Genomic DNA, 26,723 nt, shown 5'->3' with positions numbered 1-26,723 from the left:
CGACGATCGGACGGTCGTGACGCACGTCACGCCCTCGTCCCCCTTGGAGGCCCCGGTGAAGACCTTGAGAGCGCGGCTGGGTCGCGCCTTCGTCGGGGTGGCGCTGCTCGCCGGCGCCACCACCGCTGCCGCCCCGGTCGCCGACGCGGCCACCCCGCCGCTGCAGGCGATCGTCCCGGTCCCGGTCTCGGCCCAAGCGGTCACCGGCTCCGACCACACCTTGACCGCGAACACCAAGATCTACACCCAGGCCGGGTCGGCACAAGCCAAAGCCGTCGGCGAGTACCTCGCCGGGATCTTCCGCACGTCCACCGGCTTCCCCCTGCCCGTCGCCGACGCGCCGTCCGGCACACCGGCCGACGGCATCTCGCTCCTCCTGTCCGGTGCGGACACCCGCGTCGGCGACCAGGGCTACCAGCTGAACTCCACGTCCGCGTCGGTCATCCTTCGCGCGACGACGGCACAAGGTCTCTTCGGCGGCGTCCAGACGCTGCGCCAGCTGCTGCCCGGCAAGATCGAAAGCCCCACGGTGCAGCAAGGTCCTTGGACGATCCCCGGCGCGAACATCCTGGACTATCCGCGCTTCGGCTACCGAGGCGCGATGCTCGACGTCGCCCGGCACTTCCACCCGGTCGCCACGGTCAAGCGGTACATCGACCAGCTGGCCCAGTACAAGATCAACAACCTGCACCTGCACCTCGCCGACGACCAGGGCTGGCGCATCCAGATCGACAGCTGGCCGCGGCTGACCACCCACGGCGGCAGCACCCAGGTCGGTGGCGGCGCCGGCGGCTACTACACCAAGGCGCAGTACACGGAGATCGTGAACTACGCGGCCTCGCGGTTCATCACGGTCATCCCGGAGATCGACATGCCGGGCCACACCAACGCCGCCTTGGCGTCGTACGCCGAGCTGAACTGCAACAACACCGCCCCTCCCCTGCGCACCGACACCGCCGTCGGCTACAGCTCGCTCTGCATCTCGAAGGACATCACCTACACCTTCGTCAACGACGTCATCCGTGAGGTCGCCGCGCTGACGCCCGGACCGTACTTCCATCTCGGCGGCGACGAGGCCCAGGCCACCAGCGACACGGACTACCGCACGTTCATGAACCGGGTGCTGCCGATGGTGGCCGCCGCGGGCAAGCAGGTCGTCGGCTGGCACGAGATCGGCAAGGCCACCCTGCCCGCCACCGCGACCCCGCAGTTCTGGGGCACGACGACGTCCAGCACGGAGGTCTCCAACGCCGTCGCCCGCGGCAGCAAGGTGATCCTGTCGCCGGCGAACAAGGCGTACCTGGACATGAAGTACAACTCCAGCACGCCGATCGGGCTCTCGTGGGCCGGCTACATCGAGGTCCAGGACGCCTACAACTGGAACCCGGGCGCCTACCTCTCCGGTGTACCCGAATCCGCCGTCCGCGGCGTCGAATCCCCGCTGTGGACCGAAACCGTGGTGACACCGGCGAACATCGACTACCTCGCCTTCCCCCGGCTCCCGGCGCACGCCGAACTCGGCTGGTCGCCGTGGTCGACGCACGACTGGAACACCTTCCGGGTGCGCCTCGGCGCGCAGGCGCCGCGCTGGCAGGCGCAGGGCCTCGACTACTACAAGTCGAGCCAGGTGCCCTGGGAAACCGGATCAGGTAACCCGGGCACCTGCACGCTGCCTGCGTGGGACCGTGCGTCGGTCTATACCGGCGGAGCGACCGTGTCCCATAACGGGCACAAGTGGACGGCCCAGTGGTGGACACAGGGCGAAGAACCCGGAACGACCGGCCAATGGGGCGTCTGGCGCGACAACGGCACCTGCTGACCCGCCCCGTGGTCCCGCTCGGCCCCTGCACCGGGCCGAGCGGGACTACGGTGGTCCCATGGCCGCAGACCTCGAACTCGTCCGCACTCTTTCCTTGCGTGAAAACGGACTCGCGACCGTCTCGACGGTTCGCTCGGACGGCACCGTCCATTCCTCGGTGGTGAACGCAGGGGTCTTCGAAGACCCGGTCACCAAGGCACCCGGAGTCGCCTTCGTGGCAATGGGCGGAGTGAAGAAACTCGACCTGTTCCGCCGGGCCGGCCACGCCACGATCACCTTCCGGCGCGGCTGGGAGTGGGCGGCGGTCCAGGGAAGCACCCACCTCATCGGCCCGGACGACCCGGATCCGGCCTTCGACCCCGCTGGTCTCCCCAAGCTGCTGCGCGAGGTCTTCATCGCGGCGACCGGCACCCACGACGATTGGGACGAGTACGACCGTGTGATGGCCGCCGAACGCCGTGTCGCCGTCTTCGTCACCGCGAACCGGATCTCCGGAAACCGCTGATACGAAAAAGGCCGCCCGGACGGTGATCCGGGCGGCCTTCGCGAGTATCGGTTACTTCTTCTTGCTGCCGGCGTCCTCAGTGGACAGAGCGGCGACGAACGCCTCCTGCGGGACCTCGACCCGGCCGACGGTCTTCATCCGCTTCTTGCCTTCCTTCTGCTTCTCCAGCAGCTTGCGCTTACGCGAGATGTCACCGCCGTAACACTTCGCGAGCACGTCCTTGCGGATCGCGCGGATGGTCTCGCGGGCGATGATCCGCGACCCGACGGCCGCCTGGATCGGCACCTCGAACTGCTGCCGCGGGATCAGCTCGCGCAGCCGCGTCGCCATCCGGTTTCCGTAGCCGTACGCGGCGTCCTTGTGCACGATCGCCGAGAAGGCGTCGACGGTCTCCCCCTGCAGCAGGATGTCGACCTTGACCAGATCCGCGATCTGGTCGCCGCCCTCTTCGTAATCGAGCGACGCGTAGCCGCGCGTACGCGACTTCAGCGTGTCGAAGAAGTCGAAGATGATCTCCGCGAGCGGGATGTTGTACCGCAGCTCGACGCGGTCCTCGGAGAGGTAGTCCATCCCCAGCAGCGTCCCGCGCTTGGCCTGGCACAGCTCCATGATCGTGCCGACGAACTCCGACGGCGCCAGGATGCTCACCTTGGAAACCGGCTCGTGGACCTCGGAGATCTTCATCCCGGACGGCCAGTCCGAGGGGTTCGTCACCACGACCTCGCTCTTGTCCTCGAGCACGACGTTGTAGATGACGTTCGGAGCGGTCGAGATCAGGTCGAGGCCGAATTCGCGTTCGAGCCGGTCCCGCGTGATCTCCAGATGGAGCAGGCCGAGGAAGCCGCAGCGGAACCCGAACCCGAGCGCCACGGAGGTCTCCGGCTCGTAGGCGAGCGCGGCGTCATTGAGCTGGAGCTTGTCCAGTGCCTCACGCAGTTCGGGATAGTCCGAACCGTCGACCGGGTAGAGGCCGGAGTAGACCATGGGCTTCGGCTCGCGGTAGCCCGCGAGCGGCTGCTCGGCGCCCTTGCGCTCGGAGGTGACAGTGTCGCCGACCTTCGACTGACGGACGTCCTTCACCCCGGTGATGAGGTACCCCACCTCGCCGACCCCGAGTCCCTTGCTCGCCTTGGGCTCCGGCGAGATGATCCCGACCTCGAGGAGTTCGTGGGTGGCGCCGGTGGACATCATCTTGATCCGCTCGCGCGGCGTGATCTTGCCGTCGACGACCCTGATGTAGGTCACGACGCCCCGGTAGGTGTCGTAGACCGAGTCGAAGATCATCGCGCGGGCGGGCGCGTCCGCGTCGCCGACCGGCGCCGGCACCTGCCGCACGCACTCGTCCAGCAGTTCGGTCACGCCCATGCCGGTCTTGGCCGACACGCGGAGCACGTCCGACGGTTCGCAGCCGATGATGTGCGCCAGCTCGGCCGCATACTTGTCCGGGTCGGCCGACGGCAGGTCGATCTTGTTCAGCACCGGGATGATGTGCAGGTTCTTCTCGAGCGCCAGGTAGAGGTTCGCCAGCGTCTGCGCCTCGATCCCCTGCGCGGCGTCGACCAGCAGAATCGCCCCTTCACAGGCCTCCAAGGCCCGGGAGACCTCGTAGGTGAAGTCCACGTGGCCCGGGGTGTCGATCAGGTGCAGGACGTGGTCCTGGCCGTCGACCTTCCAGGGCAGGCGCACGTTCTGCGCCTTGATGGTGATCCCGCGTTCCCGTTCGATGTCCATGCGGTCGAGGTACTGAGCGCGCATGGCCCGCTCCTCGACCACGCCGGTGAGCTGCAGCATGCGGTCGGCCAGGGTCGACTTGCCGTGGTCGATGTGCGCGATGATGCAGAAGTTCCGGATGAGCTCCGGGGGCGTGAAGGTCGTGTCGGCGAACGTCGTCAACGGGTTTCCTCGCGAAGGTCGGGGTGTGCCACCTCTATGGTCCCATGCCGCTCCGGGTGCGAGTGGGGGTCATCCCCGATGCGGCCCGTGATGAGCTGTGGTGCCCTCGAAGTATGAGTACTTCACTGTCCCAAATGCTCGACCGGACGTTCGGTCGTCCCCGGGGACTGCTCGGCCGGTTCGGCGGGCGGGCGATGGCGCACGGCAACGCGGCCACCGAGCTTCGCGTCGTCGAGCTGGCGTCGATCGAGTCCACCGAGACCGCCCTCGTCGTCGGCCCCGGCCCCGGAATCGGCCTGCAGGCCACGGCCGAACGCGCGGCCCGGACGATCGGTGTCGACCCCTCGCAGGAGATGCTCGCGCGATCCCGTCGCCGCTGCGGCGACGAAGTGGAGCTGCGGCAGGGCACCGCGGACGCCACAGGTGAGCCCGACGACAGCGTCGACGTGGTCCTGAGCGTCAACAACGTGCAGCTGTGGGACGACCGGTCGGCCGGGTTCGCCGAACTGTTCCGGGTGCTGCGCCCCGGCGGCAGGCTGCTGCTTTCGTCGCACGAGAAGTGGTTGCCGGTGTCCCGGCACGAGCTGGCCGACGAGGCGGCCGCCGCCGGTTTCGTCGATCTGCAGACCTGGACCTGGGACCCGCCGGGCTTCGGCGCCTCCCTCGCCGCTCAGCTACGCGCGATCAAGCCCCTCGCCTAGCGCGGGTCAGTGCGCAACGGGTGCTCGCGCGGCACCTCGACCAGCACGATCCTGGTGCCGTCCGGGTCGGCGATCCACGCCTCGTCCAGCCCCCAGGGCTCGCGCCGCGCGCCGCGAACCGGTTCCAAGCCCTTCTCCGCGAGTTCTCCGAGCGCCGCGGGCAGGTCCCGGACCTGAAGCCATAAGGCGACGTCAGGGGTCGGGCCGGTCTCTCCGGTGCCGACGATCTCGATCGACCCGTTGCCGGCGAAGAACACCGTCCCGCCGGGGAACTCCTTGTCGACGGCCAGGCCCAGGGTGTCCCGGTAGAACGCCGTCGACACGTCGAGGTCCTTCGGGTGGATCAGCACCCTGCTGCTCAGCACGTCCATGGCTCAATCCCTACCGGATGGGTTCAGGCCATCGCAATCGCGGCGATACCCGCCAGCACCACCACCGACCCGGCCAGCCGGCGGACGGCGTTCGCCTCCCCCAGGACCAGCCAGGCGGCGATACCGCCCAAGACGATGCTCAGCTCCCTCGCGGGCGCGACGAGGCTCACCGGGGCGATCTGGAGGGCATAGAGCACCAGCAGGTAGGCCACGGGCGAGAACACGCCGACGATGACGACCTCACGCTTGTGCTCGCGCCAGAGCCACGAGATCTCCTCTCGGTCCTTCAGCGCGTACGGCGCCATGAGCAGGCTCTGCACGATCGCGCCGGTTCCGAAGTACACGATCGGCGGGACCCCGAGACCGGTGACCGAATGCGCGTCCCACAGCGTGTAGGCGGCGATCGTGAGACCGGTCAGCAGGCCGTAGAACAGGCCCTTGCGGCGAGCGACACGGTCGGCGGCGTCGGCGTGGGCCGGTGCCCGCCCGGTCCCGATCACCAGTACCCCGGCGACCACGAGGAACGCGCCCACCAGGCCGAGGATCCCCGGCCGCTCGCCGAGCAGCACGACGGCGGCGAGCACCGAGATCAGCGGCCCGGTACCGCGGGCGACGGGATAGACGACGGACAGATCGCCGACGGCGTATCCCCGTTGGAGGACGATGCCGTACGTGACATGGAACACGGCGGTGACCACGGCGGCGAACAGCCAGGTCCACTGTGGACGTTGTGGTTCCACGGCCAGCGAGACCGCCATGACGGGGACGAGCAGGATCGCGGAAAGGCTGTAGTACGCCCAGACGAACCTGGCTCCGCCGCGGCGGATCCGCTTGGCGGCGAGGTTCCAGCCCGCGTGGATGACGGCGGCGATGACGACGAAGGACAGAGCGGTGGCGTTCACAGCGGACCTTTCACGTTTTCCGCGCATGCGGAAAACCCGGTCCTCCAGGCTTTTGTCCCGTCAGATGAACGGCGGCGCTTCCGGCTCCGCCGATGGTGCCGCTCGGACCGGTCCCGTCTGCCCTGATTGTGTGTTTTCGCTGAACGGGCAGGCGGCGGAACCCTAGGCACTACGATCTTCACCGTACCGCAAGCAGCCCTCCCGAGGCTGGCGCGAGCCGTGCCGGGACGGCTGTTAAGCTTGCCTTTCACCGTCGTGTGGCATTCCGTCATGGAGGAAACCCGCGCCGCTCCTACGAGCACGCAGGGCCGGTCACAGCGCGGCGGTGAAACCACCGAGAGATTCAAGAGGAGCGCCCCCGTGGCCAACATCAAGTCGCAGATCAAGCGCATCACCACCAACGAGAAGGCGCGTCAGCGCAACCAGGCGATCCGGTCCTCGGTGAAGACCGCGATCCGCAAGTTCCGCGAGGCCGCCGACGCCGGCGACAAGGCCAAGGCCCTGGAGCTGCAGAAGGACGCTGCCAAGAAGCTGGACAAGGCCGTGACCAAGGGCGTCATCCACGCCAACCAGGCCGCCAACAAGAAGTCCGCGCTCGCGAAGCGCGCGAACTCTCTCTGATCGGCTTTCGAAGGGCCCCGGCGACTCGCGTCGCCGGGGCCCTTCGCCGTTCTCAGCGGCTTGTGCCGTGGGCGTCGACGACCTCCAGGACAGCGCGCTCCAAGGCGTACTCCGGGTTGGCCGCCACGCCCTTGACCTCGGCGTTGAGCCGGGCGACCACGCGCATCGCGGTGGCCAGACCGTCCTGCCCCCAGCCGCGGGCCTGCCCCTGCGCCTTGCGCACCTTCCAGGGCGGCATCCCCAGCTCGCCCGCCATCTGATTCGGGTTGCCGCGACCGGCGCCGGACACTCGCGCGATCGTGCGGACGGCGTCGGCGAGCGCGTCCGCGACCAGCACGTGCGGTACGCCCAGCTGCATCGCCCAGCGCAGCGACTCCAGCGCCGCCGCCTTGTCACCGGCGACGGCCTTCTCGGCGACGGCGAAACCGTTCACGTCCGCGCGGCCACGGTGGTAGCGCCGGACGGCCTGCTCGTCGACCGCCCCGCCGGCGTCCGCGACGAGCTGGGTCGCCGCCGACGACAGCTCGCGCAGATCCGAGCCGACGGCGTCGATCAACGCGAGCACGGCCGCACCGTCGATCTTCCCGCCGACCCGGCGGACCTCGTTGCGGACAAAGGATTCCCGCTCGGCGGCCTTGGTCAGCTTCGGGCATTCGACGACCTCCGCGCCCGCCTTCTTCAAGGCGGCTGGAAGCCCTTTCGCGGCCTTGCTCCGGCCGCCTCCGCTGTGCACGACGACGAGCACGATGCCGTCGGCGGGCGCCTTGACGTAGGCCATCACCCCGTCGGCGAGCTCCTGCGAGATGTCGTGCGCGGATTCGAGGACGATCACCCTGCCCTCGGCGAACAGCGAAGGGCTGACCATTTCCGCGAGCGCCGGGACTGTGAGGTCCGACACCCGGATCCGGGTGAGATCCGCCGTCGGATCGGCCGCTTTGGCCGCGTCCGAAGCACTGCGGACCGCACGTTCGATCAGCAGCTCTTCCTCACCGAGAACCAGGACCAGCGGCGATGGGGCGGAAGCTTGCGTCGTCACGGTGACGATCCTGCCACTCGTCCTCTCGTGTGCTTTGTCCGGTGATGTGTTCCGGGCACGGTGGCCCCACCTGAGGCTCATGTCGTACGGTGTTGGCGAGGCGACGCGCTGACGCGCGTGCCGACAATCGAATACCGCTCATCCAGAGGGGCAGAGGGAACGGCCCGATGAAGCCCCGGCAACCGGCGTCAGCCTGTCATCCCGCGATCGCGGGGTAGCTGACGAACACGGTGCCAATTCCGGCCCGCCACCGGCGGGGCAGATGAGGAAAGGAACCTCGTGATGACCGCAACCCTCGGCACGACCTCCACCACCAAGACCCCGGATCTCGGACCGGCAGTCGAACTGGTGTCGAAGGAAGAGGGACACCGGCAGCCGCTCGCCCCCGAATTCGTTTCCGCCGAGGACTTCTCGCCGCTCGAGGTCGCCTACGACTTCGGCCGCGTGCGCCGCGAGGACATCGAAGCCGGACCGAAGAACATCTGGCGCTACAAGAAGCTCCTTCCCGTTCCGTCGAATGTCGAAGAAATCCCCAACACCGAACCCGGCGCCACCCGGCTCATCCAGGCCGACAGGCTCGCGAAAGCCTTGGGTGTCAAGAAGGTCTGGGTCAAGGACGACACCGGGAACCCCACCCACTCGTTCAAGGACCGCGTGGTCGCCGTCGCGCTGGCCGCCGCCCGCGAATTCGGATTCGACGTGCTGGCCTGTCCGTCGACCGGCAACCTGGCCAACGCCGTCGCCGCCGCGGCGGCCCGCGCGGGCTGGCGGTCGGTCGTGCTGATCCCGAAGACCCTCGAACGCGCCAAGATCCTCACCACCGCCGTGTACGACGGCGACCTGATCGCGGTCGACGGCAACTACGACGACGTGAACCGGCTCGCCACCCAGCTCGCCGCCGAGCAGGAGAGCTGGGCGTTCGTCAACGTGAACGTCCGGCCCTACTACTCGGAAGGCTCCAAGACGCTGGCCTTCGAGGTCGCCGAACAGCTCGGCTGGCGGCTTCCCTCCCAGATCGTGGTGCCGATCGCCTCCGGTTCCCAGCTCACCAAGGTGGACAAGGGTTTCCGCGAGTTCGGTCAGCTCGGCCTCGTCGACGAGACGCCGTACAAGGTGTTCGGCGCGCAGGCCACCGGCTGCTCCCCCGTCTCGGCGGCCTTCCGCGCCGGTCACGACGTCGTCCAGCCGGTCAAGCCGGACACGATCGCCCGGTCGCTGGCGATCGGGAACCCGGCCGACGGCCCCTACGTCCTCGACGTGGTCAACCGCACCGGTGGCGCGATCGAAGACGTCACCGACGAAGAGGTAGTCGAGGGCATCCGGCTGCTCGCCCGCACCGAGGGCATCTTCACCGAGACCGCGGGTGGCGTGACCGTCGCGACGGCCAAGAAGCTCATCGAGACCGGCAAGCTCAACCCGGACGAGGAGATCGTCCTGCTGATCACCGGTGACGGCCTCAAGACCCTCGACGCCGTCGAGGACAAGATCGGCCCGAAGGCCACCGTCAGCGCCTCGGCCGACGCAGTCCGCGAAGCTCTGGGTATCTAAGCTCGGCCATCTCAGTTCCCGCGGCCCACCTCAGGAACGAGGCGGGCCGCGGGGCTCACCCCGGCGTACCAGGGCGAGGCCTCGCCCGTCCGCGACCACCGCGGTGTCGCCGTCCGTGTCCGTCCTGGCGACCGACGCGCCGACGGCCACCAGGCTGTCCAAAGTGGACTTGTTCGGATGACCGTAGGTGTTTCCGGCACCGACGCTCACCAACGCGGCCCGCGGTGCGACGGCGTTGAGGAAGTCCGGTGCTGTGTAACGACTTCCGTGATGCGGGACCTTCAGGATCTCGGCACGCAGATCGGCACCCTCGGCCATCAGGTCGGACTGTGCGGCGAGCTCGATGTCGCCTGTCAGCAGCAACCGGCCCGCCGGGGTCCCGGCGCGCAGGACGACCGAACCGTTGTTGATCACCGTGCCGTCCTGTTCACGGACCGAGCGCCGGGTGACATAACGCGGCCCCAGTACGTCGAGTGACAACGCCTGCCATTCCAGCCGTTGTCCGATCTCCAGCTCCAGCAAGGGAATCCCGCGCCACGCCGTCTCGTCCGCGACCTGCTGCCACGCCCAGGCCGGAGCCCGTCCCGGGCCGACGGCGACCGCTCCGACCGACCGGCCCTCGAAAACGGATCCGAGACCGCCGATGTGGTCGGCGTGCAGATGACTCAGCACGATCAGCGGCACGCGGTCCACGCCGAGCCTGCTCAGGCATTCGTCCACCGGTCCCAGTTCTGGCCCGGTGTCGACCAGGACCGCCCTCCCCTGCTCACCTGTGGCGAGGACGACGGCATCGCCCTGTCCGACGTCACAGGCGACGGCGTTCCACGCCGGCGGTGGCCACGCCGGTGCCAGCACCCGCACCGGTACGAAGACGACCAACCCGGTGGCCAACGCGATCGCCAGCAGGATCCGCCCGTGCCGCAACCGGATGACGACGAGCAGCACGGCGAGCAGTCCGGCCGCCAAAAGCCCGCCCCACCAGCCATCCGGCCAGTCCACGACGGCTCCCGGCGCCCGGGCACCGTGACGGGCCACGGTGATGAGCCAGCTCGCCTCGGGTTCGGTCAAGCGGACCAGCAGCCGGCCCGCCGACGGCCACCACGGTCCGACGGCGGTGGCGAGCACGCCGAACACGGTGGCCGGGGCGACCACCGGCGCGGCGAGCACGTTGGTCAGCACCGAGACGAGACTGACCGATCCCGCCATGCCCGCGATGACCGGCGCCGTCATCACGAACGCGGCCAGCGGGATGGCCAGCCCCTCGGCGTAACCGGCCGGAACACCGCGTCCGACCAGCCACTCCGCCCATTTCGGCGCCAGCAGTACGAGCCCGGCCGTGGCGAGCACCGACAGCGCGAACCCGAAGTCGGCGGCCATCGCCGGATCGGCCACCACGAGCCCGGCCACCGCGAACGCCAGCGCGGGCAGCGCCGAACCCCGGCGCCCCAATGCCAGCGCCAGCAGCCCGACCGCCCCCATCACCCCGGCGCGGAGCACGCTGGGCGCGGGCCCGGCGAGGACCACGAACCCGGCCAGCCCCACGGCGGCCGCGGTGGCGGAAGTCCGCGGCCCGACCCGGAGCACTCTCAGCAGGAGCAGGATCGAGCCACAGACGATCGCCACGTTCCCACCGCTCACGGCCATCAGGTGGGACATGCCGGAGTCGGTGAACTCGTGTTCCACCCTCGGGGAGAGCGTGCTCGTGTCCCCCACGACCAGTCCGGGCACGAGACCGGCCTCTTCCTCCGGGAGGACGGCGCACAGGTCCCGGAGCCCGGTGCGCAGCGATTCCGCGGCTCGCTGCCACCAGGGCGCCGGTCCGGCGTCCGACGGCGGGCCTCGCACCGAGAGGACCGCGACCGTCAGTTCGGCCCCCTTCGCCGGTGCGAGCCGCCCGGAGGCGGTGACCTGCTGCCCGGGCAGCAGGTCCTTCCACCCCTCGGCGGGAGCGAGCAGGAGGATCCGGCCGGCCGAATCCACCGCCCGCTCACCCGTCACCGCGGCGTCCACCGTCGCGGCGATGACCACCAGGCGGGTGCCCGCCCGGCGATCGGCGTATCCGGCACCGCGGACCGGACGTGGCCGCTCGGTGACCACCACCCTCGTGGTGGCGTCGCTCCCCCGTGCGGCGGCGGCACGGAGGTCGTCGTGCTCGGCGGCCCGGATCCGCAGCGCCACCGGGCCGGCGGCGAGCACGCCGAGGACCGCCAGGGCACCCAGGCCCGCCACCCACCGGGACGCCGTCCGGCGGGCACGGACACCGGCGAGGATCGCGAGCACCACGGCGGCCGCACCGCAGAGCATCGTGATCCACCAGCCGGCGAGAAGTCCGGAAAGAGTGCCGAGCCAGGCCGTCGCCGCGGCCGGTAACAGCCGCAGGTCCTGACCTCGCCACGACGCGGTGTCCACTTCGGACGGATCGGCGGACGGGTTCATCCGACGGACACCAATTCCCGGAATTTTCTATACTTGCTTTCGCCGATCCCTTCTACGTCACGGAGTTGCTCGACGGTGGTGAACCCGCCGTGCCCGGACCGCCAGTCGATGATGCGTTTCGCCATCACCTCGCCGACCCCGGGCAGCGTGTCGAGTTGCTCGGCCGTGGCCGTGTTCAGGTCGAGCTTCCCCGCCGGTGCCGCCGTTCCGGCCGCGGCCGGGACGGGGACACCGACGGCCACCTGCTCACCGTCGGTGAGCCGCCGGGCCAGATTCACTCCGGTCAGATCCGTTCCGGGCTGTGCCCCACCGGCCGCCGTGAGGGCATCGGCGACCCGTGCGCCCGGAGGGATCGTGACCAGGCCGGGTCTGAGTACCCGGCCGACGACGCTGACCACCAGAGGCGCCTTGCCCGCCGCGGCGGGGACGTCTCCGGCGGCCTTCGCCGACGGCAGGGGCGGCACGGTCTCCGCCCCTGGCCGGTGTCCGAACAAGGCGATCGCTCCGGCCACGATCACGGCCACCGCGATCAGCACGGCCACCACGGCGAACCACCGCCGGTTCACCGGAATCCCGTCCGCCGTGAACCGGGCGGGCACCCAGCGGCGTGCGAGCCTGCCCGCGGGCGGGCCCTGGGTGGGCGACGACAGCTGTGCGGCCAGCCACGCCAGCCTGGCGTTGACGGAGGGACCCGGTGACCGGGCGGTTTGGTCGAACACGTGAACGACGCTACGGAGCGGGGACGGCGGGCGGCAGTGGAGAATCCCGAGGCTGTGGACAAGTGGGGTGTTGTGGACAACTCGGCCGCGGCCGAGGCCGGATCACCGTTTTCCGTCGGGACCGTATGGGACGCTGGCGGGTTCCCTAACCCGCGCGCTGGATCACCACACCGAGCACACCGGGTCCGGTGTGGGCCCCGATGACGGCGCCGATTTCCGAGACCACGCACCCTTCCGGGCAGTCGATGGACTCCTCGAGCCGGTTGGCCAGCTCGACGGCGCGCTCGGGCGAAGCCAGATGGTGGACGGCGATATCGGCGAGCCCGCCTTCGGCCGCCTTCACGGCGAGTTCGACCAGCCGCGCCACCGCGCGATTCATCGTCCTCACCTTTTCCAGGGGCTGGATCCGGCCATCGGACATGTGGAGCACCGGTTTCACCGCGAGCGCCGTGCCGAGCAGGGCGGCCGCGGGGCCGATCCGCCCGCCGCGGCGCAGGTATTCGAGGGTCTCGACGGCGAACAGCGTCTCCGAGCGGCTCACCGCGTCGACCGCGGCCGCCTCCACCTCGGCCGGATCCGCTCCCTCCGCGGCGGCGCCCGCCGCGCGCAAGGCGGCGAACCCGAGTCCCATCGCGGTGCTGCGCGAATCGACCACGCGCACCTTGTCCGGTCCGACCTCCTGGGCCGCGAGCACCGCCGCCTCCCAGGTCCCCGACAGCTCCCGGGACAGGTGGACCGACACGACGGCGTCCGCGCCCTCGGCCAGCGCTGCCCGGAACTCCTTGACGAACTCGGCGGGGGTCGGCCGGGAGGTCGTCACCAGGCTGCGTTTGCCGAGCGCCTCTGCCAGGGCCGCGGGCCCCATCTCGACGCCGTCGAGGAAGACGACGCCGTCCACGAGGACATGCAGCGGGACCACCCGGATCCCGTTCCGTTCGGCGAAGCCTTCCGGCAGGTGGGCGGTGGAATCCGTGACTACGGCGACCGACACGGCAGCCAGCCTACGTTGCCGAGGGGCGGAGCACCGGGGCCATCAGGCGGGCCATTTCCGCGCCGACGGCGGCATGTCCTTCCCACCCCCAGTGCATCCCGTCCGGATTGCCCCGTCCGCTCAGCACGTGGTCGCCGACGACGGCTCCGAGATCCAGCAGCGGGACGTCCGCGCGACGACCCCATGCGGCGATCGCGGCCGCGGCACCGGCGCGGGCGGTGTGCACGCGACCGTAGGCGTCGGACCGGTGGACCGACGGCAGGATGCCGAAGACCGGCAGGTCCGGTCGCAGCGCCCGTAAGGCCCCGACGGCGGTGTCGAGGTACTGGACGGTGAGCTTCGACGGCAGGACCGCCGGACGTCCTCGAAATGCGATCGCGAGCCGCGGCTGGGCGGCGAGATACGCCTTGCGCGCCACTCGCCGCAGCGGGTCGGGCCGCAGGTACCGCAGTCCGGTGCGCAGGTACGTGGGCAGCGGCGAGGGCAGCGTGTCCATACTCCCGACGGCCAGGACGACGGCGTCGACGTGATGGAGATCCGCCCAGACCCGCGGGTCGCCGATCAGCGACCACCAGGCGTCACGGGCGGTCCAGCCGAACCCGGCGACGAGGTCCACGCCACCACCACCGAGTGCTTCGGCGGCGACGTTGGGCCACAGGCGCGCGTCGTCGGCGGCGTGCGGGCCGTCCGGACCGTGGAAACTGAGGGAATCGCCGAACACGAGCAGGCGCGGGGCCATGGATCAGCCGGTGATTCCCGCGTTGTAGGCGGCCAGGCGCCAGTTGCCGTCGCGCCTGGTCAGCTCGACCCAGTGGCAGTTCGCGATCCCGCCCAGCGACGGCCACGACTCGACCGGCAGGCCGAGCAGTTTCGCGGTCAGCGCGATGATCAGGCCGCCGTGCGTGGCCAGCAGTACCGCGTCGCCCGCGTCGGAATTGGCCTGATCCAGGTCCGCGACGACCTCGAGCGCGCGCTCGGCGACGTCGACCCGTGACTCGCCGCCGGGCGGCGCCCAGGTCGCGTCGACGCGCCAGCGGGCACGTTCGCCGGGATACGCCTCGTCGACCTGCTGGCCGGTGAAGCCCTGCCATTCACCCAGATGGGTTTCCCGCAGGCGCTTGTCGATGCGCAGCGGGACGCCGATGGCCTCGGTGAGCACCGTGGCCGTGTCGGTGGCCCGGCGCAGATCCGACGCGATCACCAGATCCGGGGAGAACCGGGCGAGCGCGGGAACGGCGAACCTGGCCTGGTTCCAGCCGACCTGGGTCAGCGCGGAGTCCAGATGCCCCTGCATCCGGCCCGCCGCGTTGTAATCGGTCTCGCCGTGGCGCCAGAGCACCAGCCGCCGCGGGCTCACGAGGCGCCTTGCGCGTCGGCGGGGTCCTCCTCGGCGGGTGTCTCCAAACCTTCGACCTCGATCCGCGGGCAGTCCTTCCAGAGCCGCTCGAGACCGTAGAAGGAGCGCTCCTCCTGGTGCTGGACGTGGATGACGACGTCGACGTAGTCCAGCAGAACCCAGCGGCCTTCGCGGGCGCCTTCGCGGCGGACGGGCTTGTGCCCGTTGAGCCGCAGCTGCTCCTCGACGTTGTCGACGATGGCGCCGACCTGGCGTTCGTTGGGCGCGGACGCGATGACGAAGGCGTCGGTGATGACAAGCTGGTCGGACACGTCCAGCACGACCACGTCGCTCGCCTTCTTGTCCGCCGCCGCATGGGCGGCCGCTACGGCCAGCTCTCGTGCCTCGGACGTGGCTGTCACAGTTCTCCTCAAACAGATGGCTTTACTCGCGGGTGCGCCCGACGAGGGTACCCGGTGGGGAACCACGGTCTTTGCGATAGAGGTCCTTTTTGGCGATGTAGCGCACCACGCCGTCGGGGACGAGGTACCAGACGGGCTCCCCGCCTTCGACCCGTTCACGGCACGCGGTGGACGAGATCGCCATCGCGGTCACCTCGACCAGGCTCACCTTCCCGCTCGGCAGATGCTGCGAGTTGAGGCGGTAACCCGGCCTGGTGACGCCGATGAAATGCGCGAGGTCGAACAGCTCGTCGGCGTTGCGCCAGGTGAGGATCTGTTCGAGCGCGTCCGCGCCGGTGATGAAGAACAGCTGGTCTTCCGGGTATTCCGCGCGCAGGTCGCGCAGGGTGTCGACAGTGTAGGTCTGCCCGACGCGGTCGATGTCGACACGGCTGACCGAGAAGACGGGGTTGGACGCCGTCGCGATCACCGTCATCAGATAGCGGTCCTCGGCACGGGTGACCACCCTGTCGGACTTCTGCCACGGCTGACCGGTGGGCACGAAGATGACCTCGTCGAGCGCGAACCGCGACTGGACCTCACTGGCCGCGACGAGGTGCCCGTGGTGAATGGGGTCGAACGTGCCGCCCATGACCCCGATCCTGCGTGGTGACATGGGTCGTGAGCCTATACAGCGCGCGAGGCTTCACGCTCGGGTCGCCGGACCCGCCGACCAGGCGTGATCTAGATCACATTACAGTCGGTTCCATGGATGAACGGCCCGTTCACGACTTCCCGGTCGCGACTTCGTCGGTGGCATGGGGTAGAGGTGGGGACGTGGACACATCGACTCTCCGGGATCGCGCCGAGACCCTCCTCCAGTCGTTGGCGGGCGAGGGCGCCCGGCTGCGTGACGACCAGTGGACGGCCATCGAGGCGCTGGTCGCGCACCGCCGTCGCGCGCTCGTCGTGCAGCGCACCGGCTGGGGCAAGTCCGCGGTGTACTTCCTGGCCACCGCGTTGCTGCGGGAGCGGGGCAACGGCCCGACCGTGATCATCTCGCCGCTGCTCGCGCTGATGCGCAACCAGATCTCCGCGGCGGCGAGGGCGGGCATCCACGCGGCGACGATGAACTCCGCGAACCCGCAGGAGTGGGATCAGGTCCAGGCCGCGATCGCGGCGGGCGAGGTCGACGTCCTGCTGGTCAGCCCGGAACGGCTCAACAACCCGGACTTCCGGGACACCGTCCTGCCGAAGCTGACCGCGAGCGCCGGCCTGCTCGTGGTCGACGAGGCGCACTGCATCTCGGACTGGGGGCACGACTTCCGGCCGGACTACCGGCGGTTGCGGACGCTGCTGAAGGACCTGCCCGACGGCGTCCCGGTGCTCGCCACCACCGCGACCGCGAACGACCGCGTGGCGACCGACGTCGCCGAACAGCTCGGCATCGGCAACGGGGGCGACACCCTCGTCCTGCGGGGCAGCCTGGACCGCGAAAGCCTGCACCTCTCGGTGGCCAAGCTTCCGACGTCGCAGGCCCGGCTCGCCTGGCTGGCCGAGCATCTGGAGGAACTGCCGGGCTCCGGCATCATCTACACGCTCACCGTCGCCGCCGCCCACGACGTGGCGGGCCTGCTGACCGAACGCGGCTATCCGGTCGCCGCCTACACCGGGAAGACCGACCCCGCGGACCGTCAGGCGGCCGAAGACGATCTGTTGAACAACAACGTCAAGGCGCTGGTGGCCACTTCGGCGCTGGGCATGGGGTTCGACAAGCCGGATCTGGGCTTCGTCGTCCACCTCGGAGCTCCGTCCTCCCCCATCGCGTACTACCAGCAGGTCGGCCGTGCCGGACGTGGCGTCGATCGCGCCGAGGTGATCCTGTTGCCGGGCCACGAGGACAAGGACATCTGGGCGTACTTCGGCTCGCTCGCGTTCCCGGACGAACTGCGGGTGACCCAGGTGCTCAACGCGCTGGCGTACGCGGACCGTCCACTCTCGACACCCGCGCTCGAACCGTTCGTCGAGCTGTCCCGGTCCCGGCTGGAGATGGTCCTCAAGGTGCTGGACGTCGACGGCGCCGTCCGCCGGGTGAAGGGCGGCTGGGAAGGCACCGGCGAGGAGTGGCGGTACGACAAGGAACGCTATGCGCGGGTGAGCGCGGCGCGGACCAACGAGCAGAACGCCATGCTGGCCTACCTCGAAACCGACGGCTGCCGGATGGAGTACCTGCGGAAACAGCTGGACGATCCGGAGGCGACGCCCTGCGGACGGTGCGACAACTGCACCGGTAAGTATTGGGACACCACGATTTCCGACGACGTCGTCGACGCCACCCGGCAGCGGTTGCGTCGGCCGGGGGTCGAGGTCGCGCCGCGGAAGATGTGGCCGACCGGGATGGCGGGGCTGGAGGTCCCGCTCTCCGGACGGCTGCCGGCGGGCGAGCAGGCCGAAACCGGCCAGGTCGTCGGGCGGGTGACCGACGTCGGCTGGGGCACGCGGCTGCGCGAGCTCGTCGGACCGTCCGCAGTGGACACCGAACTCCCCGACCCGGTCTTCCAAGCCTGCATCGAGGTACTCAAGGGCTGGCAGTGGTCCGAGCGTCCGGTCGCGGTCGTGGAGGTGCCGTCCGCCACCCGGCCCCAGCTGGTCCACAGTCTGGCGACGAAGCTGGCGTCCATCGGGCGGCTGAACTACCTGGGCGCCATGACTTCGACGGGGCCGCCCCCGCGTCAGGCGAACAGCGCGCAGCGGCTGGCCGACCTGTGGAATCGCCTCGGCCTTTCCGAAGGGCTCGCCGCCGAGGTCGCCTCGGCCGAGGGGCCGATCCTGCTGGTCGACGATCTGATCGACACCGGATGGACGATGACCCTGTCCGCCCGCTTGCTTCGCCAGGCCGGGGCTCGCGCCGTTCTGCCGTTCGCGCTCGCGAGCACTTCGTAACCGAGGATCCCGATCCCGACATTCGACAGGTTCTTTCCCGCGCGGGGACTTTCTGGCAAGGTTCCGTCCACGCGCGAGTACGGAGGTGCCGATGGCGGACGCAACGACGGAGCGGCTGAGGCATCGGCTCCCGGTGAAGAAGTTGTTCGCCGCCAGCGTCGGGAACGCGCTGGAATGGTTCGACTGGACCATCTACGCGACCTTCAGCATCTACTTCGCCAGCGAGTTCTTCCCGAAGGGCAATGAAGCGCTGGCGTTGATCAACACCTTCGCCACGTACGCGCTGGCGTTCTTCTTCCGGCCGCTCGGCGGGATGTTGCTCGGCCGCTTCGCCGACATCAAGGGCCGGAAGCCCGCGATGATCCTGACGATCGTGCTGATGGCGGGCGGTTCGGTGGCCATCGGTCTCCTGCCGACGTTCGACCAGGTCGGCTGGCTGGCCCCGATCCTGTTGCTGCTCGCGAGGGTGGCGCAGGGCCTGTCGCTCGGCGGCGAGGTCTCCAACGCGTCGGCGTACCTCGGCGAGATCGCGCCACCCGCCCGCCGCGGGCGGTACTCCGCGTTCTTCTACATCTCGACCGGCTCCGCCGTCCTGATCGCCTCGATCCTCGGCTTCGTGCTCGCCAGGACGATGTCCAAGGCGGATCTGACGGCGTACGGCTGGCGGATCCCGTTCCTGCTCGGCGGCGTTCTCGGCATCATCGGCCTGTGGCTGCGCCGCAGTCTCGCCGAGACCGAGATCTTCGAGGAGAAGAAGTCGACGGCGCGCCGGGTCGAGCGGCCGCTGCGCACCACCCTCCGCGAGCACCCGCGGGCCGTCGTGCAGCTCGTGGGTTTCTCGATGCTGTCGACCCTTTGCTACTACACGTTCTTCAGCGCGCTGACCTCGTTCGCGGTCAAGACCCGCAAGGCCGACGACGTCGACGTGTTCCTCGCGTTGTCGATCGCGACGGCGTTGTTCGTCGCGCTCCAGTACCCGATGGGCGCCCTGTCGGATCGCTTCGGCCGCAAGCCACAGCTGCTCGTCTGGGCGGCGGCGACCGCGATCCTCATCGTCCCGCTGTCCACTTTGGTCCGGCCGGGCCTGCCGGGTCTGCTGGTCGTGTTCTGCGTGGGGCTCTGCCTGTACACGGCGATGACGTCGATCGCGCCCGCGATCATGAGCGAGCTGTTCCCCACCGAACTGCGCGGCCTCGGCATCGGCGCCTGGTACAACCTGACCGTCGCGTTGTTCGGCGGGACCGCTCCCCTTGTGCTCACGGCACTGTCCGACGCCGGGCTGTCGACACTGTTCTTCTGGTACGTGGCCGCCGGAGCGGTGATCGCGTTCTTCGTCATCCGGACCCTGCCGGAGACCAAGGGCAGCGACCTTCGCTGAAACTCCGTCGCCGACGACGCGGGTAGTGGCTACCCTCGCGCTCCTACGACGAGCGCGAAGGAGGGACACCGTGTTGTTCGGCGATGTAAGCGAGGAATTGGCGCGACGCGTGGTGAAAGCTCTTCGCCACGTCACCGACTTCGAACCGCCGTCCGCCCTGGTGCGGGTCTCCGCGCAAAGCGGCGTCGACTATCAATGCGATCTCGCGATGAGCCTGGGCAAACGGCTCGGCAAACCACCGAGGGAGATCGCCGCCGACATCGCGGCGCGGCTCGACGTCGCCGATCTCGCCGAACCACCGGAGGTCGCGGGGCCGGGCTTCCTCAACGTCACCCTGCGCTCGTCGTGGCTGGCCGAGCGGACGACCGCGCTCAACGGCGACCCACGGCTGGGTGTCCCGGCGACGCCGCGGCCCCGCCGGATCGCCGTCGACTACAGCAGCCCGAACGTGGCGAAGGAAATGCACGTCGGGCACCTCCGGTCGACCGTCATCGGCGACGCGATCGTCCGGCTGTCACGGTTCGCCGGACACGAGGTCGTCCCGCACAACCATCTCGGCGATTGGGGCACTCCGTTCGGCATGCTGATCGAGCATCTGCTCGACGAACGCCCGTCCGGCGCGTACGCGATCGGAGACCTCAACGGCTTCTATCGGGCCGCCCGGGCGAAGTTCGACACCGACGACGGCTTCGCGACCCGCTCGCGTGAGCGGGTGGTGCTCCTGCAAAGCGGTGACGAAGAGACGCTGTCGCTGTGGCAACGTCTGGTCGACGAATCGACACGGCATTTCACCCAGGTCTACGAACTTCTCGGGATCGGCCTGGCGAGTGAGGACGTCTACGGCGAGAGCTTCTACAACCCGTTGCTCGCCGCGGTCGTGGACGATCTGGACGCCGCCGGGCTGACCGAGATCAGCGACGGCGCGGTGTGCGTCTTTCCCAACGGTTTCCGCAACCGGGAAGGCGATCCGCTGCCGCTCATCGTGCGGAAGCGGGACGGCGGTTACGGCTACGCGGCCACCGATCTCGCGACCCTGCGGTACTGGACGGAACAACGCGAGGTCACCGATCTGCTCTACGTCGTCGGCGCGCCGCAAGCACAGCATTTCGCGATGGTGTTCGCCGTATGCCGGGCCGCCGGCTGGCTCCGCGAGGAGCACCGAGCCGAGCACGTCGGGTTCGGCTCGGTACTCGGTGAGGACGGCCGCGCCATGAAGACCCGGGCGGGCGAGTCGGTCCGGCTTTCCGACCTGCTCACCGAAGCGATCTCCCACGCCGCCGAGGTCATCGACGACCGGGCCGACCTCTCCCCCGAAATCAGGGAAGAGGTCGCCGAGGCGATCGGGATCGGCGCGATCAAGTACGCCGACCTTTCCGGCGATCGCGAACGTGACTACGTCTTCTCCTGGGACCGGATGCTCGCCAAGAGCGGGAACACGTCGGTCTATCTGCAGTACGCCAACGCGCGGATCCGTTCCGTGCTGGCGAAAGCGGATCAGGACCTCGCCGGCGCGCGGGTCCTGATCGGCCATCCCGCGGAGCGTGCCTTGGCACTCGCGCTGACCCGCTTCCCCGAAGCGGTCGGCGCGGCGACCGCCGGACATCTCCCCCACAAACTGTGCACCTATCTGTACGAGACCGCGGTCGTCTTCTCGCGGTTCTACGAACAGTGCCCGGTGCTGGACGCCGAAGGCGACGGCGTCCGTGACTCACGACTGCTGCTGGCCGAACTCACGTCGAAGACGCTGACGTTGGGCCTGTCCCTGCTGGGCATCTCCACCCCCGCCCGGCTATGAGTCGCCGTGGTCGCTGAAGACCTTGCGCTTCAGCGGAGGGACCGCCTGGAAGAAGCGGAACATCCCTCGCGCCATCGTGCGGCCCGCCCGGTTCTCCGACACGAACTGGCGAGCGCTGCGTTCCGAGTCGCGCACCGCCGCGAAGCCGTAGTCACGCATCTTCTGCTCGTAGTCGGCGACCGCGGAGCGCACCGCGCCGGTCTTGCGGGCTTCGACGAGGTTGCGGCACAACAGTTGCGCGTCCCGGAGCGCGGTGTTCGCGCCGATCCCGCGGAACGGGGTCATGCTGTGGATCGCGTCGCCGAGCAAGGTGACGTTGCTCGTCGGCCACGGCTCGACGGGCTTCGAGGTGAAGATCGGCAGCCGGGAGACCGCCTGCTCGGGCGAACCGGCGACCAGTTCCTTGAACGCGGGATCCCAGCCGTCGATCAGGTCCAGCACCAGGGTCCGCAGCGCGGCACCGTCCAATGAGGACAGGTCGCTCGGGTAGCGCCGGTCGTCCGCCGCGTACGCCCACATGATGTAACTCGAGGTGTTGTCGAACAGAACTGGGTCGTAGTCCGCCGTTTCGTCGTTCACCGACGAGGCGCCGGACAGCTCGTGCGGCGCGGTGAACAAGCCAGCCCCGGTACGCGGCATCACCATGCTCGGACCGTCGGTGAGCCGGGCGGGTAAACGCCTGCGCGTCTCTTCGGTCAGCGGATGCTTTCCCGCGATCGCGATGATTCCCGTGTCCACTCGCTCGGCATCCGGAAGGAACTGTTTGCGCACACGGGAATTGGCCCCGTCGGCGCCGATGACCAAGTCGGCTTCGACGGTGCTGCCGTCGGCGAACTCGCAGACGACCACCTCGCCTTCACGGCGATAGCCGACGAACTCCTTGCCGTGGTGCAGAACTCCTTCGAGCCCGTCGGACAGCACCTGATGCAGGCTGATCCGGCTGACCGAATGATGGTTCGACGCGGGATCGGGGCTCGACGTGAGCTCGGCGTCGATCACCATCAGGTCGCGCAGCCGCTCCGTCACGAAGGAGAACGGGCCGCTCGTGGTGCCGGTGGTGTCCAGGAACCGCTGCCAGAGCTCGGGCGGCAGGCATTCGTGCAGGGCCGCGGCGCCGTGCGGGTTGATGTGCACGCGATAGCCCTGCAGACGTTCGGTCCGGGTGCGGCTGCGTTCGTGAACGGACACGTCGATTCCCGCCTTGCGCAGCCCTTGCGCCAAGCAGAGACCGCCCGTTCCGCCGCCGATGATCGCGATTCTCGTGGTCATGGGATTTCTCCTCTCTCCGCCGACAACTATCAACCATACGGATGATAGTGTCAACCGTACGTTTGAAAGAGTCAGCGGCTAAGCTGAACCGCATGTCCGAAGCCGCCGCGCGCAGCCCTCGCCGCGCCCCCGTCGAACGCCAGCGCGATCCCGAGCGCACGAAGGCCCAGCTCTTGGAGGCGGCGAAGGCCGAGTTCGGCGCGAAGGGCTACGCCGCGGCACGGGTCAGCGAGATCGCCGCGAGAGCGGGCGTGAACAAGCAGCTGATCTCGTACTACTTCGGCGGCAAGGAAGGGCTGTACAACGCGCTGACCGCGACGATGTACGGCGACTACGCCGCGGTCGCCGACCACGAGAAACCGTTCGCAGAAGTCGTCCGGTTCTTCGCCCGGTCGGGAGTCCGGGACCACGACCTCGCCAAGCTGTTCCTCTGGGAGAACCTGACCGACGGCGCCCCCGACGCGATCGGCGTCGAGGGGCAGCGCGAATTCCTCCAGCGGCAGGTGGAGTACGTACGAGCGCGTCAGGCCGCGGGCGATTTCCCCGCCGATCTCGACCCGGCGTTCCTGCTGGTGATCTTCATGGCCGCGTCCAGTGCCGCGCTGGCGCTGCCCCGCGTCGTCCGGGCCGTTTCGGGCCAGGACCCCCAGTCGGCCGAGTTCGCCGAGGCTTACGGCGAACAGCTGGCGCGCGTGGTCGGCCACCTCGCCGATTCGCCCTGACGCCGGGCCTGGGCCCTAGCGCCGGAGGGGAACGAGATCGTCCGCGTGGACGACCTCGCGACGCTGCTCCGCGGGCAGGTCGTGACTGGAGCGGCCGATGAGGTCGGGCAGTTCGCCCGCGTCGAAGGCCACGACGCCACGCGCCACGGTCCGCTGCCGGAGATCGACCAGATCGACGACGTCGCCCGCCTGGAAGTCGCCGTCGACTCCGGTGATCCCGGCGGCCAGCAGCGAGCGACGGCGGCGGACGACGGCCGCGACCGCGCCGTCGTCGAGATGCAGTTTCCCGGACGCGCCCGCGGCGTAACCCAGCCAGAACCGGCGGGCCGACAGCCGGGAGTCCGCGGCGGCGAACGCCGTGCCGACCTCGGCGGTGGTCAGAGCGTGGGCGGCTTCGGAAGCGGCGGCGAGCAGGACCGGGATCCCGGCGCCGGCGGCGGTGCGGGCGGCGGCGAGCTTCGACACCATGCCGCCGGTGCCGAGCCCGGAACTCGACATGCCGACGGTGATGCCGTCCACATCGGACTCCCCGGCGACTTCGGCGATCTTGCGGGTCGCGCCGTCACGGGGGTCCCCGTCGTACAGACCGTCCACATCGGACAAAAGAACGAGAGCGTCGGCGCCGATCAGATGCGCCACCAGCGCGGCAAGTCGGTCGTTGTCGCCGAAGCGGATCTCTTCGGTGGCCACGGTGTCGTTCTCGTTGACCACGGGAACGGCGCCGAGGGCCAGCAGCCGGGTGAACGTGTTCTGCGCGTTGCGGTAGTGCGCACGGCGCACGACGTCGTCCGAAGTCAGCAGAACCTGGCCCACCGTCAACGAAAACCGGCCGAACGACTCGGCGTAGGCGTGGGCCAGCGCGAGCTGCCCGACGCTGGCCGCGGCCTGCTGGGTGGCGAGGTCACGCGGTCGTTTGCCGAGCGAGAGCGGCGCGAGTCCCGCGCCGATCGCGCCCGAGGACACCAGCACGATCTGCGTGCCACGGGAGACCCGGTCGGCGATCGCGTCCACCAAGGCGTCCAGCCTGGCCACGTCGAGACCGTCGCCGGCGGTGGTCAGTGCGGAGGAACCGACCTTGACGACCACACGCTTCGCGTCGGCGATCGCCACCCGGGTTGAGCTCACTCGTCGTCCATCTCGTCTTCGTCTTCGACGCCGTCCGGACCGTCACGACGGATCCGGCGGGCTTCCTTGCGCTCGGCGGCACCGACGCGGCTGGTGTTCTCCAGCCGCACGTCCGTGCCCCGGCCCGACAGGTGCACCGCGACCCCGGCCGGGGTCGACGGCTCCCATTCGAACTGGACGTCGCCGATGGTGACGGGGCTGCCCGGTACGGCGCCCTTGCGTGCCAGTACTTCCTCGACACCCAGCCGGTTGAGCCGGTCCGCGAGGTAACCCACGGCTTCGTCGTTGCCGAAGTTGGTCTGCCGGATCCACCGCTCCGGACGGGAGCCGCGGATGATGAACGCGCCTTCCTCCTCCGGGTCGAGTTCGACGGTGAAGCCCGCGTCGTCGACGGCCATCGGCCGGAGCACCACCTTCGCCGGCTCGGGGGCGGGCTGGTCGGCGCGGTACTTCTCGACGACGGCGGCGAGCGCGTAGGTCAGTTCCTTCAGTCCCTGCCGCGACGCGGTCGAGATCTCGAACACGCTGAGGCCGCGGGCTTCCAGTTCCGGGCGCACGAACTCGGCGAGTTCGGCGGCGTCCGGGATGTCGATCTTGTTCAGCACCACCACCCGCGGCCGGTCGGCGAGGTCGCCGCCGAGGCTCGGGGTGTAGCGGGCCAGCTCTTCTTCGAGGGCGTCGATGTCGGACAGCGGGTCGCGACCGGGCTCGAAGGTGGCGCAGTCGACGACGTGCACCAGCACGGCGCAGCGTTCGATGTGACGCAGGAAGTCGAGGCCGAGCCCCTTGCCCTCGCTCGCGCCCGGGATCAGCCCCGGCACGTCGGCCATGGTGAACACGGTCGATCCGGCGGTGATCACGCCCAGGTTCGGCACCAGGGTGGTGAACGGGTAGTCGGCGATCTTCGGCTTGGCCGCGGACAGCACCGAGATCAGCGACGATTTGCCCGCGGACGGGAAGCCCAGCAGCCCGACGTCGGCGACCGAACGCAGCTCCAGGACGAGGTCGCGGGTCTCCCCCGGCTCGCCCAGCAGCGCGAACCCGGGCGCCCGGCGGGCCTTGGAGGCCAGCGCCGCGTTGCCGAGGCCGCCACGGCCACCCTGGGCGGCGACGAAGGTGGTTCCCGGTCCGACGAGGTCGGCCAGGATCTCGCCGTCCTCGGTCATCACGACGGTGCCGGACGGGACGCGCATCTCCAGCGTCTCCCCCGCCGCACCGGCGCGGTTGCCGCCCTGGCCCAGCTTGCCGTTGCCGGCGCGGGCGTGCGGGCGGAAGTGGAAGTCGAGCAGCGTGTGGACGTTCGGATCGACGACCAGCAGCACGTCGCCGCCGTTGCCGCCGTTGCCGCCGTCCGGGCCGCCGAGGGGCTTGAACTTCTCGCGGTGCACCGAGGCGCAGCCGTTCCCACCGTCGCCGGCGGCCAGATGGATCACCGCTCGGTCCACGAACCGGGACGCCATGACTTGCCTCTATTCACTCGCGAAAAGAAAGGGGGATACACAAAACAAACGAGGGGTGGGCCCGGATATTCCGGCCCCACCCCTCGTCAGAGGTTCTAACTCGAAGCCGGAACTCAGGCTTCGGTCGGCACGATGTTGACCGTCTTGCGGCCACGCTTCTCGCCGAACTGGACCGCACCGGCGGCCAGCGCGAACAGCGTGTCGTCGCCGCCACGGCCGACGTTCACGCCGGGGTGGAACTTGGTGCCACGCTGGCGGATCAGGATCTCGCCCGCGTTGACTTCCTGGCCGCCGTAGCGCTTGACGCCCAGCCGCTGCGCGTTCGAATCGCGACCGTTGCGGGAGCTGGACGCACCCTTCTTGTGAGCCATGGCTCAATCCTCTTTCTGACGAAGATCCGGAGAAAGTCCTACTTGGAGATGCCGGTGACCTCGACGCGGGTCAGCTTCTGCCGGTGACCCTGGCGCTTGTGGTAGCCGGTCTTGTTCTTGAACTTGTGGATCCGGATCTTCGGACCCTTGGTCTGCTCGACGACCTTGCCGGTGACCGAGACCTTCGCCAGCGCGTCGGCGTCCGTGGTGACGTCGCCACCGTCCACGAAAAGGACTGCGGGGAAGGTGTGCTCTGTACCCGGCTCGCCTTCGAGCTTCTCGACCTCGACGACGTCGCCGACGGCCACCTTGTACTGCTTGCCGCCAGTCTTGACGATCGCGTACGCCGACACGGAAGTCTCCTGCTTACTCGACAACGGG

At 69.4% G+C, this 26,723-nt stretch carries 25 protein-coding genes and 1 riboswitch; of the genes, 9 read left to right on the top strand and 16 right to left on the bottom strand.

Going from position 1 to position 26,723, the window contains the following annotated elements:
- The first annotated feature begins 55 nt into the window (after positions 1 to 55).
- Positions 56 to 1,819: a family 20 glycosylhydrolase gene (locus AB8M46_RS32870; RefSeq protein ID WP_394362744.1), complete on the top strand. Its 1,764-nt coding sequence runs from the start codon at positions 56 to 58 to the stop codon at positions 1,817 to 1,819.
- Between the two features lie 58 nt (positions 1,820 to 1,877).
- Positions 1,878 to 2,324 (top strand): pyridoxamine 5'-phosphate oxidase, encoded by a 447-nt coding sequence (locus AB8M46_RS32865; protein WP_037342749.1) that lies wholly within the window; start codon positions 1,878 to 1,880, stop codon positions 2,322 to 2,324.
- Positions 2,325 to 2,375: 51 nt separating this feature from the next.
- On the opposite strand, the gene lepA is transcribed toward AB8M46_RS32865, so the two are convergent.
- Positions 2,376 to 4,217: a translation elongation factor 4 gene (gene lepA, locus AB8M46_RS32860; protein WP_037342747.1), complete on the bottom strand. Its 1,842-nt coding sequence runs from the start codon at positions 4,215 to 4,217 to the stop codon at positions 2,376 to 2,378.
- 113 nt (positions 4,218 to 4,330) lie between these two features.
- Between lepA and AB8M46_RS32855 the strand changes: the two genes are divergently transcribed.
- Complete coding sequence (locus tag AB8M46_RS32855) at positions 4,331 to 4,918, top strand: class I SAM-dependent methyltransferase (protein WP_394362743.1); 588 nt, start codon at positions 4,331 to 4,333, stop codon at positions 4,916 to 4,918.
- On the opposite strand, the gene AB8M46_RS32850 is transcribed toward AB8M46_RS32855, so the two are convergent.
- Both AB8M46_RS32850 and AB8M46_RS32845 read right to left on the bottom strand, forming a co-directional pair.
- Positions 4,915 to 5,289 carry a VOC family protein gene (locus AB8M46_RS32850; RefSeq protein ID WP_394362742.1) on the bottom strand — a complete coding sequence of 125 codons (375 nt, stop codon included), beginning with the start codon at positions 5,287 to 5,289 and terminating at the stop codon, positions 4,915 to 4,917. The two genes, AB8M46_RS32855 and AB8M46_RS32850, sit on opposite strands and share 4 nt — an antisense overlap.
- A 23-nt stretch (positions 5,290 to 5,312) precedes the next feature.
- Positions 5,313 to 6,218: an EamA family transporter gene (locus tag AB8M46_RS32845; RefSeq protein ID WP_394362741.1), complete on the bottom strand. Its 906-nt coding sequence runs from the start codon at positions 6,216 to 6,218 to the stop codon at positions 5,313 to 5,315.
- 333 nt (positions 6,219 to 6,551) lie between these two features.
- Between AB8M46_RS32845 and rpsT the strand changes: the two genes are divergently transcribed.
- A complete protein-coding gene (rpsT, locus tag AB8M46_RS32840; protein WP_005158599.1) occupies positions 6,552 to 6,812 on the top strand; it encodes a 30S ribosomal protein S20 in 261 nt (86 codons plus the stop codon).
- Between the two features lie 52 nt (positions 6,813 to 6,864).
- Here the strand turns inward: rpsT and holA are convergent, their stop codons facing one another.
- Positions 6,865 to 7,848, bottom strand: a complete 984-nt coding sequence (gene holA, locus AB8M46_RS32835) for a DNA polymerase III subunit delta (RefSeq protein ID WP_016332404.1) — start codon at positions 7,846 to 7,848, stop codon at positions 6,865 to 6,867.
- Between the two features lie 135 nt (positions 7,849 to 7,983).
- Positions 7,984 to 8,117, top strand: a riboswitch (SAM riboswitch).
- Between the two features lie 13 nt (positions 8,118 to 8,130).
- On the opposite strand from holA, the gene thrC reads away from it, so the two are divergent.
- The gene (gene thrC / locus AB8M46_RS32830; protein ID WP_005158594.1) at positions 8,131 to 9,396 is read left to right on the top strand and encodes a threonine synthase; all 1,266 of its coding nucleotides are present in this window, start codon (positions 8,131 to 8,133) and stop codon (positions 9,394 to 9,396) included.
- A gap of 30 nt (positions 9,397 to 9,426) precedes the next feature.
- Here the strand turns inward: thrC and AB8M46_RS32825 are convergent, their stop codons facing one another.
- The 7 genes from AB8M46_RS32825 to nadD all read right to left on the bottom strand — a co-directional run bounded on the left by AB8M46_RS32825 (position 9,427) and on the right by nadD (position 15,955).
- Positions 9,427 to 11,832, bottom strand: coding sequence for a ComEC/Rec2 family competence protein (locus AB8M46_RS32825; protein ID WP_394362740.1), 2,406 nt, complete (start codon positions 11,830 to 11,832; stop codon positions 9,427 to 9,429).
- Positions 11,829 to 12,551, bottom strand: coding sequence for a ComEA family DNA-binding protein (locus AB8M46_RS32820; RefSeq protein WP_350591409.1), 723 nt, complete (start codon positions 12,549 to 12,551; stop codon positions 11,829 to 11,831). Before AB8M46_RS32820 ends, AB8M46_RS32825 begins: the two co-directional genes overlap by 4 nt.
- A gap of 145 nt (positions 12,552 to 12,696) precedes the next feature.
- Entirely contained in the window at positions 12,697 to 13,542 is an 846-nt protein-coding gene (locus AB8M46_RS32815) for a DegV family protein (RefSeq protein WP_394362739.1), read from the bottom strand.
- Positions 13,543 to 13,552: 10 nt separating this feature from the next.
- The gene (gene octT, locus AB8M46_RS32810; protein ID WP_037342735.1) at positions 13,553 to 14,281 is read right to left on the bottom strand and encodes a diglucosylglycerate octanoyltransferase; all 729 of its coding nucleotides are present in this window, start codon (positions 14,279 to 14,281) and stop codon (positions 13,553 to 13,555) included.
- A 3-nt stretch (positions 14,282 to 14,284) separates the two neighbouring features.
- Entirely contained in the window at positions 14,285 to 14,899 is a 615-nt protein-coding gene (locus tag AB8M46_RS32805; RefSeq protein ID WP_037342734.1) for a histidine phosphatase family protein, read from the bottom strand.
- Positions 14,896 to 15,300: a ribosome silencing factor gene (rsfS, locus tag AB8M46_RS32800; RefSeq protein ID WP_037342733.1), complete on the bottom strand. Its 405-nt coding sequence runs from the start codon at positions 15,298 to 15,300 to the stop codon at positions 14,896 to 14,898. Before rsfS ends, AB8M46_RS32805 begins: the two co-directional genes overlap by 4 nt.
- A 22-nt stretch (positions 15,301 to 15,322) precedes the next feature.
- Positions 15,323 to 15,955 (bottom strand): nicotinate-nucleotide adenylyltransferase, encoded by a 633-nt coding sequence (gene nadD / locus AB8M46_RS32795; RefSeq protein WP_081975916.1) that lies wholly within the window; start codon positions 15,953 to 15,955, stop codon positions 15,323 to 15,325.
- A gap of 161 nt (positions 15,956 to 16,116) precedes the next feature.
- Between nadD and AB8M46_RS32790 the strand changes: the two genes are divergently transcribed.
- The 3 genes from AB8M46_RS32790 to argS all read left to right on the top strand — a co-directional run bounded on the left by AB8M46_RS32790 (position 16,117) and on the right by argS (position 21,395).
- The gene (locus AB8M46_RS32790) at positions 16,117 to 18,222 is read left to right on the top strand and encodes a RecQ family ATP-dependent DNA helicase (protein WP_394362738.1); all 2,106 of its coding nucleotides are present in this window, start codon (positions 16,117 to 16,119) and stop codon (positions 18,220 to 18,222) included.
- Between the two features lie 91 nt (positions 18,223 to 18,313).
- A complete protein-coding gene (locus tag AB8M46_RS32785) occupies positions 18,314 to 19,600 on the top strand; it encodes an MFS transporter (RefSeq protein ID WP_038517199.1) in 1,287 nt (428 codons plus the stop codon).
- 70 nt (positions 19,601 to 19,670) lie between these two features.
- The gene (gene argS, locus AB8M46_RS32780) at positions 19,671 to 21,395 is read left to right on the top strand and encodes an arginine--tRNA ligase (protein WP_394362737.1); all 1,725 of its coding nucleotides are present in this window, start codon (positions 19,671 to 19,673) and stop codon (positions 21,393 to 21,395) included.
- Here argS and AB8M46_RS32775 read toward each other — a convergent pair.
- Positions 21,390 to 22,664, bottom strand: a complete 1,275-nt coding sequence (locus tag AB8M46_RS32775; protein ID WP_394362736.1) for an FAD-dependent oxidoreductase — start codon at positions 22,662 to 22,664, stop codon at positions 21,390 to 21,392. The genes argS and AB8M46_RS32775 overlap by 6 nt on opposite strands.
- Positions 22,665 to 22,756: 92 nt before the next feature.
- Between AB8M46_RS32775 and AB8M46_RS32770 the strand changes: the two genes are divergently transcribed.
- Positions 22,757 to 23,386, top strand: coding sequence for a TetR/AcrR family transcriptional regulator (locus AB8M46_RS32770; RefSeq protein ID WP_394362735.1), 630 nt, complete (start codon positions 22,757 to 22,759; stop codon positions 23,384 to 23,386).
- 15 nt (positions 23,387 to 23,401) lie between these two features.
- On the opposite strand, the gene proB is transcribed toward AB8M46_RS32770, so the two are convergent.
- The 4 genes from proB to rplU form a co-directional block, all read right to left on the bottom strand.
- Positions 23,402 to 24,511 (bottom strand): glutamate 5-kinase, encoded by a 1,110-nt coding sequence (proB, locus tag AB8M46_RS32765; protein ID WP_394362734.1) that lies wholly within the window; start codon positions 24,509 to 24,511, stop codon positions 23,402 to 23,404.
- Positions 24,508 to 25,971: a GTPase ObgE gene (obgE, locus tag AB8M46_RS32760; RefSeq protein ID WP_037342724.1), complete on the bottom strand. Its 1,464-nt coding sequence runs from the start codon at positions 25,969 to 25,971 to the stop codon at positions 24,508 to 24,510. The genes proB and obgE overlap by 4 nt, the downstream gene beginning before the upstream one ends.
- A 113-nt stretch (positions 25,972 to 26,084) precedes the next feature.
- Positions 26,085 to 26,342 carry a 50S ribosomal protein L27 gene (gene rpmA, locus AB8M46_RS32755; RefSeq protein ID WP_007034782.1) on the bottom strand — a complete coding sequence of 86 codons (258 nt, stop codon included), beginning with the start codon at positions 26,340 to 26,342 and terminating at the stop codon, positions 26,085 to 26,087.
- Between the two features lie 38 nt (positions 26,343 to 26,380).
- Positions 26,381 to 26,695: a 50S ribosomal protein L21 gene (gene rplU / locus AB8M46_RS32750; RefSeq protein WP_005158538.1), complete on the bottom strand. Its 315-nt coding sequence runs from the start codon at positions 26,693 to 26,695 to the stop codon at positions 26,381 to 26,383.
- Positions 26,696 to 26,723: the final 28 nt, after the last annotated feature.

The organism is Amycolatopsis sp. SB7-3 (assembly GCF_041021335.1).
GTDB lineage: Bacteria > Actinomycetota > Actinomycetes > Mycobacteriales > Pseudonocardiaceae > Amycolatopsis > Amycolatopsis japonica.
This window is presented reverse-complemented; position numbering and strand designations above follow the sequence as displayed.

What these genes read in the sequence shown, in the direction of transcription:
- AB8M46_RS32785 (WP_038517199.1), top strand. Translation starts at nt 18,314, where the DNA reads ATGGCGGACGCAACGACGGAGCGGCTGAGGCATCGGCTCCCGGTGAAG.
- obgE (WP_037342724.1), bottom strand. Translation starts at nt 25,971, where the DNA reads ATGGCGTCCCGGTTCGTGGACCGAGCGGTGATCCATCTGGCCGCCGGC.
- AB8M46_RS32845 (WP_394362741.1), bottom strand. Translation starts at nt 6,218, where the DNA reads ATGCGCGGAAAACGTGAAAGGTCCGCTGTGAACGCCACCGCTCTGTCC.
- octT (WP_037342735.1), bottom strand. Translation starts at nt 14,281, where the DNA reads ATGGCCCCGCGCCTGCTCGTGTTCGGCGATTCCCTCAGTTTCCACGGT.
- rpmA (WP_007034782.1), bottom strand. Translation starts at nt 26,342, where the DNA reads ATGGCTCACAAGAAGGGTGCGTCCAGCTCCCGCAACGGTCGCGATTCG.
- AB8M46_RS32865 (WP_037342749.1), top strand. Translation starts at nt 1,878, where the DNA reads ATGGCCGCAGACCTCGAACTCGTCCGCACTCTTTCCTTGCGTGAAAAC.
- thrC (WP_005158594.1), top strand. Translation starts at nt 8,131, where the DNA reads ATGACCGCAACCCTCGGCACGACCTCCACCACCAAGACCCCGGATCTC.
- AB8M46_RS32775 (WP_394362736.1), bottom strand. Translation starts at nt 22,664, where the DNA reads ATGACCACGAGAATCGCGATCATCGGCGGCGGAACGGGCGGTCTCTGC.
- AB8M46_RS32825 (WP_394362740.1), bottom strand. Translation starts at nt 11,832, where the DNA reads ATGAACCCGTCCGCCGATCCGTCCGAAGTGGACACCGCGTCGTGGCGA.
- AB8M46_RS32850 (WP_394362742.1), bottom strand. Translation starts at nt 5,289, where the DNA reads ATGGACGTGCTGAGCAGCAGGGTGCTGATCCACCCGAAGGACCTCGAC.
- nadD (WP_081975916.1), bottom strand. Translation starts at nt 15,955, where the DNA reads ATGTCACCACGCAGGATCGGGGTCATGGGCGGCACGTTCGACCCCATT.
- AB8M46_RS32855 (WP_394362743.1), top strand. Translation starts at nt 4,331, where the DNA reads ATGAGTACTTCACTGTCCCAAATGCTCGACCGGACGTTCGGTCGTCCC.
- AB8M46_RS32770 (WP_394362735.1), top strand. Translation starts at nt 22,757, where the DNA reads ATGTCCGAAGCCGCCGCGCGCAGCCCTCGCCGCGCCCCCGTCGAACGC.